Annotated in this window: 12 protein-coding genes; 10 read left to right on the top strand and 2 right to left on the bottom strand. The window is 67.9% G+C overall.

The genetic code is table 11. The annotated features are described in order from the left end of the window. The first annotated feature begins 43 nt into the window (after positions 1-43). Together ABZ027_RS30950 and ABZ027_RS30945 are read left to right on the top strand one after the other, a co-directional pair. On the top strand, positions 44-1,015 hold the full coding sequence (locus tag ABZ027_RS30950) for an alpha/beta hydrolase (RefSeq protein ID WP_356774017.1): 972 nt from the start codon (positions 44-46) through the stop codon (positions 1,013-1,015). A gap of 31 nt (positions 1,016-1,046) precedes the next feature. Then, complete coding sequence (locus ABZ027_RS30945) at positions 1,047-1,763, top strand: alpha/beta hydrolase (RefSeq protein WP_356774015.1); 717 nt, start codon at positions 1,047-1,049, stop codon at positions 1,761-1,763. A 198-nt stretch (positions 1,764-1,961) separates the two neighbouring features. Here ABZ027_RS30945 and ABZ027_RS30940 read toward each other — a convergent pair whose 3' ends face one another. Beyond that, the gene (locus tag ABZ027_RS30940) at positions 1,962-2,666 is read right to left on the bottom strand and encodes a hypothetical protein (protein WP_356774013.1); all 705 of its coding nucleotides are present in this window, start codon (positions 2,664-2,666) and stop codon (positions 1,962-1,964) included. 109 nt (positions 2,667-2,775) lie between these two features. On the opposite strand from ABZ027_RS30940, the gene ABZ027_RS30935 reads away from it, so the two are divergent. Continuing rightward, positions 2,776-3,153: a DUF952 domain-containing protein gene (locus ABZ027_RS30935; protein ID WP_356774011.1), complete on the top strand. Its 378-nt coding sequence runs from the start codon at positions 2,776-2,778 to the stop codon at positions 3,151-3,153. 49 nt (positions 3,154-3,202) lie between these two features. On the opposite strand, the gene ABZ027_RS30930 is transcribed toward ABZ027_RS30935, so the two are convergent. Next, a complete protein-coding gene (locus tag ABZ027_RS30930) occupies positions 3,203-4,558 on the bottom strand; it encodes a citrate:proton symporter (RefSeq protein WP_356774009.1) in 1,356 nt (451 codons plus the stop codon). Positions 4,559-4,703: 145 nt separating this feature from the next. Here ABZ027_RS30930 and ABZ027_RS30925 point away from each other — a divergent pair, with 145 nt between their 5' ends. From ABZ027_RS30925 to ABZ027_RS30895, 7 genes are all read left to right on the top strand, one after another. Then, a complete protein-coding gene (locus ABZ027_RS30925; protein WP_356774007.1) occupies positions 4,704-5,627 on the top strand; it encodes a LysR family transcriptional regulator in 924 nt (307 codons plus the stop codon). Positions 5,628-5,752: 125 nt separating this feature from the next. Continuing rightward, the gene (locus ABZ027_RS30920; protein ID WP_356774005.1) at positions 5,753-6,973 is read left to right on the top strand and encodes a CoA transferase; all 1,221 of its coding nucleotides are present in this window, start codon (positions 5,753-5,755) and stop codon (positions 6,971-6,973) included. Continuing rightward, positions 6,963-7,877: a CoA ester lyase gene (locus ABZ027_RS30915; RefSeq protein ID WP_356774003.1), complete on the top strand. Its 915-nt coding sequence runs from the start codon at positions 6,963-6,965 to the stop codon at positions 7,875-7,877. The genes ABZ027_RS30920 and ABZ027_RS30915 overlap by 11 nt, the downstream gene beginning before the upstream one ends. A 408-nt stretch (positions 7,878-8,285) precedes the next feature. Further along, positions 8,286-9,650, top strand: coding sequence for a hypothetical protein (locus ABZ027_RS30910; protein WP_356774001.1), 1,365 nt, complete (start codon positions 8,286-8,288; stop codon positions 9,648-9,650). Between the two features lie 61 nt (positions 9,651-9,711). Beyond that, on the top strand, positions 9,712-10,353 hold the full coding sequence (locus ABZ027_RS30905) for a histidine phosphatase family protein (RefSeq protein ID WP_356773999.1): 642 nt from the start codon (positions 9,712-9,714) through the stop codon (positions 10,351-10,353). Then, the gene (locus ABZ027_RS30900; RefSeq protein WP_356773997.1) at positions 10,346-10,987 is read left to right on the top strand and encodes an AAA family ATPase; all 642 of its coding nucleotides are present in this window, start codon (positions 10,346-10,348) and stop codon (positions 10,985-10,987) included. Before ABZ027_RS30905 ends, ABZ027_RS30900 begins: the two co-directional genes overlap by 8 nt. Before the next feature lie 170 nt (positions 10,988-11,157). After that, on the top strand, positions 11,158-12,123 hold the full coding sequence (locus ABZ027_RS30895) for a pirin family protein (RefSeq protein ID WP_356773995.1): 966 nt from the start codon (positions 11,158-11,160) through the stop codon (positions 12,121-12,123). Positions 12,124-12,247: the final 124 nt, after the last annotated feature.

Raw genomic sequence — 12,247 nt, 5'->3', positions numbered from 1 at the left:
CGCCGGAGAGACCGGCGCATCGCACGAAAAGCAGGAGACACACATGTCCGACGTCGCTGAGCCGGTTCAGCCGGTCCTGGAGCCGGCGGCGGCCGCGTTCGCCGCGGCGACCGCCAACCCGCCCTATCTCTTCGACCTGCCTCCCGCCGAGGGCCGCAAGGCCGTCGACGAGGTGCAGTCCGGCGACATCGAGAAGCCGGCCGTCGACGAGGAGTGGATCACCGTCCCCGGCGGCCCCACGGGCACCGTGCGGGCCCGGCTCGTCCGGCCGGCCGGCACCACCGGCGTCCTGCCGGTGATCCTCTACATCCACGGCGCGGGCTGGGTGTTCGGCAACGCGCACACCCATGACCGCCTGGTCCGGGAACTCGCCGTGGGCGCGAACGCCGCCGTCGTCTTCCCGGAGTACGACCTCTCGCCCGAGGCCCGCTACCCGGTCGCCATCGAGCAGAACTACACGGTCGCGCGCTGGATCGTGGAGCAGGGCGCGACCAAGGACCTGGACGCCTCCCGGCTGGCGGTCGCCGGTGACTCCGTCGGCGGCAACATGACCGCCGCGCTCACGATCATGGCCAAGCAGCGCGGAGACGTACCCCTGGTCCAGCAGGTCCTCTTCTACCCCGTCACCGACGCGAACTTCGACACCGGTTCCTACCACCAGTTCGCCACCGGCTACTTCCTGCGCCGCGACGGCATGCAGTGGTTCTGGGACCAGTACACGACCGACGAGGCCGAACGCGCGCAGATCACCGCGTCGCCGCTGCGCGCCACCACCGAGCAGCTGACCGGTCTGCCGCCCGCTCTGGTCATCACCGGTGAGGCCGACGTGCTGCGCGACGAGGGCGAGGCCTACGCCAACAAGCTGCGTGAGGCCCAGGTCCCGGTGACCGCTGTGCGTTTCCAGGGCATCATCCACGACTTCGTGATGCTCGACGCCCTGCGCGAGACCCACGCCGCCGAGGCCGCGATCACGCTGGCCGTCGGCACCCTGCGCACCGCGCTGCACGACAACTGAGACATCCGGAAAGCCACAAGGAGAGCTCTTCATGCCCACCACCCCCACCGTCCTGCTCGTGCACGGCGCCTTCGCGGACGCCGGCAGCTGGTCCGGGGTCATCGCGGAACTGCAGAACAACGGCGTCCCCGTGGTGGCGCCGCCCAACCCGCTGCGCGGTCTCGTCTCGGACGCCGCGTACGTCGCCTCCGTGGCCGCCCAGATCGACGGACCGGTCGTTCTGGTCGGTCACTCCTACGGCGGTGCGCTCATCACCGTGGCGGGCACCACCGAGAACGTCGTCGGTCTGGTCTACGTCGCTGCCTACGTGCTCGAAGAGGGCGAGAGCCTCGGTGAGCTGCAGGGCCGCTTCCCGCTCTCGCCGCTCGTCACGAACCTGAAGGAGTGGACGTACCCGGTCGAGGGCGCCGAGCCCGCGGTCGAGGTGACCATCAAGGCCGAGGAGTTCCCGGCGATCTTCGCCGCGGATGTTCCGGCCCCCGTCACCAAGGTGCTGGCCGCGGCCCAACGCCCGCTCGCCGTCGCGGCTTTCGAGGAGAAGGCCGCTGTCGCCGCGTGGCAGACCAAGCCGTCCTGGGCGCTGGTGGCCGCCGCCGACCAGGCGATCAACCCGGAGGTGGAGCGCTTCGGCGCCGAGCGGGCCGGGGCGACGATCGTCGAGTTGGAGGGCGCCTCGCACGCCGTGGCGGTGTCCCGGCCGAAGGAGGTCGCCGACCTGATCCTCGACGCGGTGCGCGCGACGAGCTGACGCGGGAGCGGGCGGCGCGGACGGATGCCGGGCAGGTGTCCGTCCGCGCCGCCCGCTGTGGTGTGGCGTGGCGTGCTGCGGGTTTTCCTGGCGGGCCGCGGTCACCGCGACGACGGGCGGGCGCCACGAGGGCGTCGGCGCCCCGCTGTGGTCGGCCCGGTCACCGCGACGACGGGCGTGCCGCTGTGGTCGACCCCGTCACCCGTGCAGCCATATCCGCAGGGGACCGACCGGCTCGAAGCCGTGCCGTACCGCTGCCGTCAGGTCGTCCCCATGCTCGTAGCCGACCACCGGCAGGGTGGGAAAGAGCCGGTGCACCGCGCCGAGGACGACGGGCCAGGCCAGGTCGGGGTCGCCGTCGCGGGCGAAGACGTTGGAGACGCCGACCACATGCTCACCACGGCTCGCCACCGCTCCGGTGACGACCCTGCCGTCGGCCGAGTGTCCGGCGAGGACGAATGTGTCGGGGTCGTCAAGGAGTTCCGGCCGAAAGAGGTGCACCGTGCCGTCGTCCCGGGCGAGTGCCCACGCGCGCAGCGTGTCCGGGTCCCCCGCCACGTCCCAGCCGAGATCCGACGTGCGGGAGGGCGGGCCGGCGGGGCGGTGGATCCACCACGCGTCGAACAGGACCCGGTAGCCGGCCCCGGTCAGGTCGAGGTCGGCGAAGCTGTCCTTCACGGAGGCGCCGGGAGTGGTGGTGTCGACGCGGGCGGCCAGCGCGTCCGGGTCGGCGCCAGGCACCAGCGTCACCGCGTCGGGATAGTACGGGGGTGTGCGGGCGACCGCGGCCCAGGTCTGCGCCTCGAACCCGCTCGCCACCCCGTGCGCTCGGCTCATCGCCGCACACCACTCGGCGTTGTTGCGGGCGGCGGCCCGGACCAGGGACTGCTTCGACGTCGTCACGAGTGCGGATCATGGTTGGTGACGGGCCGTCCGGTCGAACCCTTTTCCTTTTCGGTGTGGTCGAGAGCTAGTTTGAATCTCTCGCCCGCGCCCTGAAGGGGACCCGCTCATGTCCGGCCGTGCCACCATCCACCACGTGGTTCCGTTCGACGACTGGAACGCCGACCCCGATCGTCCGTACGCGCCCGCGTCCCTCGCGGTGGACGGATTCGTCCACTGCTCCCCCGACGCCGAGACCACGCTGGCCGTCGTCAACGCCTTCTACCGGACGGCGCCCCGGCCGCTGCTGACGCTGGTCCTCGCCGCGGACCGGCTGGACTCCCGTCTGGAATGGGAGGCGGCGGCGCCCGTCCCGCCGCCCGGCGTCCCGGCCGACACCTTGTTCCCGCACGTGTTCGGGCCCCTCAACCGCGACGCCGTCGAGCGCGTCCTGGAGGTCCAGTGGGACGAGCGGGGACAGGCGACGGGATTGCGGGAAGTACGGTGACCAGGTCGGTCCGCCGGTTCGAGGAGGACCTCTCCCCGCTGGTCCGCCCTCACAGCGAGATGGCGCCGGTGAGCATCGCCACCGCGGTCATCACCAGCGTGGTGCCGAAGGCCCAGCGGAAGATGAAGCGCTGGTGCTCGCCGAGTTGTACGCCGCTCATGCCGACCAGGATGAAGGTGGAGGCGGTGAGCGGGCTGAGCGGGAAGCCGGTGGTCATCTGGCCGAGGATGGCGGCCCGGGCGACCTCGGCCTGGTCGGTGCCGAATCCGGACGCGGTGTGCGAGAGGACGGGCAGCACGCCGAAGTAGTAGGCGTCCGGGGTGAAGGCCAGGCTCAGCGGCATCCCGGTGACGGCGACCAGGGCGGGCAGATGGCCGCCGAGCGAGTCGGGGACGACGGAGACCAGCGCCTCGGCCATCTCCGAGATCATCTTGGTCCCGGTCAGTACACCGGTCAGCACCCCCGCAGCGAAGATCATCGTGGTGACGAGGACCACGCTCTTGGCATGCTTCTCCAGCAGGGCCTGTTGCGCTTCCCAGGTCGGGTGGTTGACCAGCAGGGCCAGCGCGAAGGCGAGCGCGAACAGGACCGGCAGCGGCATGACCTCCAGGACCAGACCGACCAACAGGACCACGGTCAGCAGGGCGTTGAAGCCGGTCAGCCACACCGGCGGCCGCTCCGCCGCCCGCACCAGCGGGGTGCCGGGCCCGTCGCCGGCCAGCTGCGCCGGCACCGGCTGCTCGACTCGCTCCTGGACCGTCTCCTCGGCCGCCTCCTCGGTCACCGCCGCGCCGGCCAGCCGGCTCCGCTCGCGTCGGCCGATCCAGTACGAGGCCAGCAGCACCCAGAGGACACCGGCCCCCATCGCGGGCAGTACCGGCGTGAAGACCTCCGAACTCTCCAGCTTCAACGCCGCCATGGCCCGGACCGTAGGACCGCCCCAGGGGAGCATGTTCATCACACCCGCGCCCAGGCACACGGTGCCGGACAGGACCAGAGGGCTCATGCCGAGCCGCTTGTAGACGGGCAGCAGAGCCGAGACCGTGATGAGGAAGGTCGAGGCGCCGTCACCGTCGAGGGACACGCACATGGTGAGCACGGCGGTGCCGACGGTGATCCGGGCCGGGTCGTTGCGGGCGGCGCGGAGGATGAGACGGATCAGCGGGTCGAAGAGGCCGGCGTCGACCATCAACGTGAAGTAGAGGACCGCGAAAGCGATCATGATGCCGGTGGGCGCCACCGTGGTCAGTCCGGCCAGGACCATCTCGCCCAGCTCACCGGCGAAACCCCCGACGAGTGCGGCCAGGACCGGCAGCAGCACCAGCGCCACCAGCACGGAGACCCGCTTCGTCATGGTGAGCAGCAGGAACAGGCCGATCGTGGAAAACCCCAGAGCTGCCAGCATCGATGTCGCTCACTTCCTCGTCTAAGGCTCCATGCGTCGCGGACGAGTGTCGAAGCGGCGGGATGTCGGAGTCCAGCATCAAACCGAGATCTATCCATGTCGTCTGCGCATCAATGCCCCTCGCGCGTGCCTATGCTCACTCGCCATGGAGAACAATCTGCGTCAACTGGCGGCGTACGCGGCCGTCGCACGGGCGAAGAGTTTCACCGCGGCCGCCGCCCGTCTGCATGTCTCCCAGTCCTCATTGAGCCGTGCCGTAGCCGATCTGGAGCGGCAGTTGGGGACCCTGCTGCTCGAACGGGACACCAGGAACGTCCAGTTGACGGTCGCGGGGGTGGAGGCGCTGCGGATAGCCGAGCAGATCGTGAACGCCCATCGCTCCGGCATGAAGGAACTCGAACGGTTCCTGCTCGGCGAGGCGGGGACGGTGGCGGTGGCCACGCTCCCGTCCGTGGCCGCCGTTCTGCTGCCTTCGGCGATCGCCGGTTTCCGCAGACAGTGGCCCCGGGTGACGATGCAGATCATGGACGGTCTCGAACAGTCGGTGCTCGGCCGGGTCCTGTCGGGGGACGCCGACTTCGCCATCACCACCGGTGAGCCGTCGGGGCAGTTGGAGCACCGGCCTCTGGTACGGGACCGGTTCGTCGCGGTCCTGCCGCAGGACCATCCGCTGGCCGAGGGGCCGGAGGTGTCCTGGGAGGAGTTGTCCCGCGAGCCCTTTCTCGCCGTGGGGCCGGAGTCGAGCGTGCGGCGGCTCACCGACGCCGCCTTCGCGCAGATCGGCGTGCGGGCCGCGCCTGCCACCGAGGCCGGGAACGTGGCGACGGTGGGCGGGCTGGTCGCGGCCGGCCTCGGCGTGTCCGCGCTGCCCGCCCTCGTCCTGCCGCTGCTGGGCACCGGATCCATCGTGCATCGTCCGCTCGTCGGACCCGTGGTCGACCGGCGCCTGGATGTCGCCCTGCGCGCGCGAAGGGCCCTGCCGGTGGCGGCCAGCCGGTTCCTGGAGACCTTGCAGGACTCCCGGGCCCGGCACAACGACCTGCCGCCCGGGGTCTCCTGGGCCTTGTGACGTCGACTCATGCGGAAACGGCATGGATTGATGGGTCTCTCTTGCTGGACAGGCATCCTCCGATCTCGGCACGCTGAAGCGGACGGCAGGCCCTGCTGGGCCGACGGATCGGACGAGGGAGCACAGTGGTTTCGAACGGGCAGCCTGACCTAGGGGGCCGTGGGCAGCTCCGCGGCCTGAAGGTGGTCGAGTTCGCACATGTGGTGGCCGGCCCGCTGGCCGGTTCCCTGCTCGCCGACCAGGGCGCCGACGTGGTGCACGTGGAACCGCCCGGCTCCGGCGACGCGGCCCGCGCGATGGGGCCGCGCAAGGACGGACACTCCCTGTGGTTCAAGGTCGCGGGCCGCAACAAACGGTCGGTCACCCTGGATCTCCATCACCAGGCCGGCCGCGACCTCGCGCACCGGCTCGTCGCCTGGGCGGACGTCGTGATCGTCACCCTGCGCAGTGGACGGCTGCGTACCTGGGGTCTGGACTGGGAGTCCGTGCACCGCATCAACCCCAAGGCCGTGCTGCTCCAGATATCCGGCTTCGGGGCGACCTCCTCGCAGGCCGACGCGCCCGGTTTCGGCAAGGTGGGCGAGGCGCGCAGCGGTGTGGTGCACCTGACCGGGTTTCCCGGCGGCCCTCCGGTGCACACCGGTTTCTCGCACGGGGACTCCGTGACCGGGCTGATGGGCGCGTACGCCGTCCTCGCCGCGCTGCACCGCCGTGACCACGATCCCGACTTCGACGGTGAATGGATCGACCTCGCCCTCTTCGAACCGCTGTTCAGGCTCGTCGAGTGGCAGGTCATCGTCCACGACCAGCTGGGGTCGGTCCCCGAGCGCTCCGGCAACCAGCTGGCGGTCGCGCCCGCCGCCGTGATCAACACCTACCGGTCCCGTGACGACGAGTGGATCACCGTGACCTCGGCGACCCTGCGCTCCGTCCGCAACATCGCGCGGCTGCTCCAGCTCGACGAGGAGCGGTTCATGACGGCGCGACAGCAGTACGCGGGGCGCGCCGAACTGGACGACGGGCTGCGGGCGTGGGTGGCCGAGCGCCCCGCCGCCGAGTGCCTGGAGGCGTTCACCGCAGCGGAGGTGGTGGCGTCACGGGTGTTCAGCGTGGCGGACATCGCCGACGACCCCGTCTACGCCGAGCGCGAGGACATCGTCACCGTCGACGACGCGGACCTCGGACCCGTCCGGATGCAGGCGGTGCTGCCCCACTTCAGGCAGCGGCCCGGAAAGGTGTGGCGGACCGGGCCTGCCCTGGGTCAGGACAACGACCTCGTCTACCGCGAGTGGCTCGGCCTCGGCGTGGAAGAACTCGCGGAGCTGGAGAAGCACGATGTCGTCTGACTCCGACGCCTGCCCTGTGGCCCGTCCGCGACTGCGCTCCCTGCTGTTCGTGCCCGGCACCCGGACCGACTGGCTGCCCAAGGCCGCCGCGGCGGGCGCCGACGCGGTCGTCCTGGACCTGGAGGACGCGGTGGCGCACAGCGGCCGGACGTCGGCGCGTGACCAGGTGGCCGAGGCCGTCGCGCGGGCGGACGACGGCTTCCCGGCCCTCTTCGTCCGCGTCAACCCGCTCGATGACTGGTCAGCCGCCGAGGAACTGCGAGCGGTCGCCCGTCCGGGGCTCAGCGGCATCGTGCTGCCCAAGGTGAGTGGCCCCCTCGACGTACGCCACGCCGACCGGTTGCTCTCCTGGTGCGAGCGTGAACACAGCCTGCCCCAGGGGCAGTTCGCGCTCGTCCCGCTGCTGGAGACGGCACCCGCCCTCCGCGAGGCCTACGACTGCGCGGCCGCGGCCCGTCGCGTCGCCTACCCGGGCGCGATCACCGGAGCCGGGGGCGACGTCGAGCGTGCCGTGGGGTACCGCTGGAGCCCGGAGGGGAACGAGACGCACGCCCTGCGCTCCCGGGTCCTGCTCGACGTACGCGCCGCGGGAGCGGTCCACCCGGTGGGCGGCCTGTGGACCCGGGTGGGCGACCTCGACGGCCTGCGCGCCTTCGCCGAGCAGAACCGCGCGCTCGGCTACACGGGAATGATGGCGATCCACCCGTCCCACGTCCCCGTCCTCAACGAGGTGTTCTCCCCCTCCCCCGCCGAACTCGCCCGCGCCGCACGGCTGATCGCCGCTGTGGAGCAGGCGCAGGAGCGGGGCGAGGGAGCGGTGGCCTTCGAGGGGGAGATGGTCGACGAGGCCATGGCCACGACAGCGCGCGCGGTCCTGGAGGACGCGGCCCGCCCGACGGTGTGAGCGAAGCCCGGCACGTTCGCCGCTCCGGTGATCAGCTACAGGCGCGTGGCGTACCGACCGCGCTCCCCGGTGACAACGTTCGGCACAGTCGTTCTGACCACTCCGGCTGACAGGCGGTGCCGTCGGCCCCGGGCCCTTCACGACGAGACAGGACAGCTATCACCAGGCAACCTGCGACTTTGTAAACTCCCTGATCCCAGCGTCCCCTTAAAACACGTCCAAACACGAGTTTCACACGACGGCAGCCATCCGAAGATCATTTCTTCCTGGGGCAGACTCAACTGGCATACGCCGGGTCCGGCGATTTGGGTCAGCTCTGCGTGTGACCGACGCTCGGGCAATCAAGATCCTTGATGAATTGGGGACGACCACCCCCAGTCATGGGCGGGCTGGGCTAGACTGCCGGTTATGTCTCGTCCTGACTCGGCGCTATTCGCTGCTGGCCATGGATTTTATCAATTTGCGATATCGCGTAGCTCCTTTGATCGCAGCCTCTACTACAATCTCTTGCTGCAGCCGTCGCTCGCGATCCCGGACCATTATTTCTTGCAGGGCCGCTGGCTTGGTGATCACCTTGCCGAATACTCTGCTCGGGACTCGTGGATAGAAATCGGGCTTCGGAACGGATTCGTCACGCCGTACTTCCGCCGGGAAGGAAGCAGCCTGTCCGAGCTGCTTGCTTTCATGGAGGGCTCCGATCGACGCGGCTTCAGCACCGAGGCGCAACGCATCGCGGAAAGAATTGACAGGACACCCTTCAGGGCGAGCCATTGGTCCTCAGTGGACAATTCGGCGTTGTTCGGGGCTGCGTTGACGAGCTATCTTGGCGCAGAACAGGCGCCCATGCTGGGGACGGGACTGGACCCGGACGACTTCGTCGGGTTCTGGAACCGCAGTCGCGAGTGGATAGACCTAGAACTCGCGGTCGCGTTGGAGCGGTCGAGTACCCTGCTCGGCTCGGAGGGAATTCTGCTCAGCCAGCTGATCCAGGTCTCCGGTGAGCGACTTCTGGGCGGCGACTTAGGGCGGATCGAAAACATCAGCGAGCTTCTGTCGCGGGTGAAGTCCCAGGTCGGCGTCACCGCCGAACGCGACTTGCGGCTCTATTACACCTGCGCGTGCGAACTCTACAATCGAAGTCTGGCGAGTACCATTCTCACGGCCGGCAACAGCCCACGATGGGAGCCGTTCGTCGCCGCCATGGATCTGTGGCGCAACAACCTGTTGTCAGGAGAGGCGGATGCGGATGGGGTCGTCGACCACCCGGACGAACTGATCGATGTTTCCATTCGCCTTCCTCGGCCCGCTCATCTACGGTTGGTGAGCGGCGACGTTTTGCTTACTATTCGGCGCTCGCCTGCCTGTGAGCGCTACTTCGAAGCCCTCTCTCACTGGAGGAGTGCGCCCACCGACCAAATACTGCGTGACGAACTCGTCAATTCTCTCCGCAGATATTCGGATGAGATCATGAAGCATGTCGGCAAAGAGGTCGGAGTGCTAGGTTTTCGTCCGCATTTCATCTCGAAGGTCTCGGACGTCAGCGGCATAGCGGAGAAATTACCTGGCGTTGTGCAGGGGTTTCTCGCGGTGGGCGCAACGGCAGGAGCGGCGGCGGCCGGCACTTCGTCGCCCCTCATTCCGGCCGGGTTGTTTTCGCTGTTCTGTCTCCAGGTAGCCGCAAAATATGTATCGCCCTCCGAATCGGCAAAAGTTCTGATCTCTCCTCGCCTGGGTGTACGAATGCATGCCGACATCACCGTCAGCCACCGTTAGCAAGCAACTCATTTCCTCCGCACGCGGCAGCGCGGCTGCAAGCAAAGAAAATTCGAGGTCGATGGAGCTAGTTCTCGTGCGGCACGCAACCAGCATGCGTTCGAGGGTGGGCATTTGGGGCAGGCTGTACGATGCCCCCCTGGTCGAGGGATTTGAAGAGCAACTCGCAGAGACACGAGCTGCGTTGAAATCCCTTGAGGACCCGAAGGTGTCCTCTTCACCGCTCTCGCGATGTCTGGAGACCGCGGCCTTCGTATTTCCTAGTAAGGCTGTTCACATCGTCGGAGAATTCCGTGCGTACCATTCGGGATTCTTCGAGGAGAAGACTGAGTCCTTCATTCGTGAGCATAACCCAGAATACATGACCCTATCCTACCGGGACCGATTCTTGCGGCCGCATTTCGATGAGGAAAGCATGGAGGCGCAAGCATCGCGAGTTAAAAGAGGAATCCTTAGGGTGCTTGGTGAGGGTGACCCGATTTTGGTGATCGTAGCGCATTACAGCACGATCAACATAATCGCCCACATCACCTCACTGAACTGGGAAACCGATACGTATGCGGATGGTACCTACGACGTTGCAGAGGGTGCGTTCATCCGAAAGACGCTGGATCCTGTGGTTGTTCTGGCGGGTATCAGGGAACGAATCGCCCGAAATAAGTCGGGCCCTCCGGCGTGTGAAGGAAGGGGTGGAAATGCCTGAGGGAGAACGTTCACTCGGAGGTTTTGTCGTCTTTGAAGGCTACGACGGCGCGGGGAAATCTTCCCTGATCAATGGCGTCCGCGAAATGCTGGCCGATAAGGACATTCGTGCCGTTGGCCGCAAGACCGAACCTGAACTGGTCGACATCTCCAGGGTGCTGGAGCGTGAGGACCTTCGACATCAGGGGAACGTGGAGGTGCTGTTGAGGATTGCGCTGGAAATCGAAAGAGAGAGCATCATCACTCGATCGCGCCTCAATAACGAAATCACTGTCTGTGACCGTGGTGTGATCAGCCTGATCTCGTGGTTCGACTACCTCGGAGTGTCGAGAGAGCCATGTGAAAGGCTACTGCAAGGTCTCATGGAATATCACAGCAATGCGCTCACGGTCGTCTGCGCCGCCGACTTCGACACATGCTGGAAACGCATCTCGAGCAGGGGTGAGCAATCACGGAAGGAAAAGCTCGGGAAGGACGTGAACAGTAAGTATTTCGCCATGTACGAGGCGAATGTCCTGCGCTATGCCGAGACGGCGGCGGACGTCGTGTTCGTCGATACCGTTGGTTTGGACCTCGCCGAATCAACGTCACAAGTCGTGCAGGCGCTCCGAAGCCGTGGCATGAGCCGCTCTTGACGTGGTTGAGGTTACCTCCACGCTCGGTGGCAGGGCCCCGGCATGGTGATGGGGATACCGGACCGATCAGGGAGAGGTGACGACCGCGCCCCGACCCCTCATCTCCGCAAGACAGGGTCGGGGCGCCGGCCTGTCTGCACAGCCCGCCGGGCCCAGCTAGGTTGTGCCGCATGAGCAACCTTGACCGCGCCCCGGTACCGAGCGCGTGCGGCGGCCGCGGGTTCGTCGTCGCCGAACCCGTCCGCGAGCTGCTGAGTCCTCGACGAGTGCAGCTCGGCGAGTCAACCGAGGTGCGCCGACTGCTGCCGAACCTCGGCCGACGCATGATCGCCGCCTGGGCCTTTGTTGACCAGTACGGTCCGGACGACATCGCCGATGAGCCCGGCATGCAGGTGCCCCCGCATCCGCACATGGGCCTGCAAACAGTCAGTTGGCTGCACGAGGGCGAGGTGCTGCACCGCGACTCGACCGGCAGCCTGCAGACCATCCGCCCCCGTGAGCTCGGGCTCATGACGTCCGGCCGGGCGATCAGCCACTCGGAGGAGAGCCCGAAGTCGCATGCCCGTTTCCTGCACGGCGCGCAGCTGTGGGTCGCACTGCCCGACGCGCACCGGCACACCGACCCGAAGTTCGAGCATCACGCCGAGCTGCCGACGGTCACGGCGCCCGGTCTCACGGCGACCGTGATACTCGGCGACCTCGACGGCTCGACGTCGCCCGGCTCGACGTACACGCCGATCATCGGCGCCGACGTCACCCTCGCCCGGGGCGCCGACGTCCGGCTGCCGCTCGTGCCCGACTTCGAATACGGGGTGCTCTCGATGTCCGGCGAGGTGCACGTCGACGGTGTGCCCGTGCTGCCCGGCTCGATGCTGTACCTAGGCTGCGGCCGCAGCGAACTGCCGTTGCGGGCCGAGTCCGACGCCGGGCTCATGCTGCTCGGCGGCGAGCCGTTCGACGAGGAACTGATCATGTGGTGGAACTTCGTCGGGCGTACGCAGGCCGAGATCGAGCAGGCTCGCGCCGAATGGATGACGGGCAGCCTGTTCGGCGAGGTACACGGGTACGACGGCGCCCCGCTCGCCGCCCCGACGCTGCCCGCAACGCCGCTTAAGCCACGCGGGCGGACGCGGTAGACCAGGACGACAACGCCCCCGCTTGCATCGGGCGGATTCTCGGGGTCCTCGCAACACCTGATGGCTTACGCGGCTGTCAGTAGATCACGCAGGCGCTCGGCTGGGGTTCTCCAGCCGAGCGTTT

The sequence above is a fragment of the Streptomyces sp. NPDC006332 genome (assembly GCF_040612855.1).
Taxonomy (GTDB): domain Bacteria; phylum Actinomycetota; class Actinomycetes; order Streptomycetales; family Streptomycetaceae; genus Streptomyces.
The sequence above is the reverse complement of the archived record's forward strand: the minus strand, read 5'-3'. Positions and strand labels throughout refer to the sequence as shown.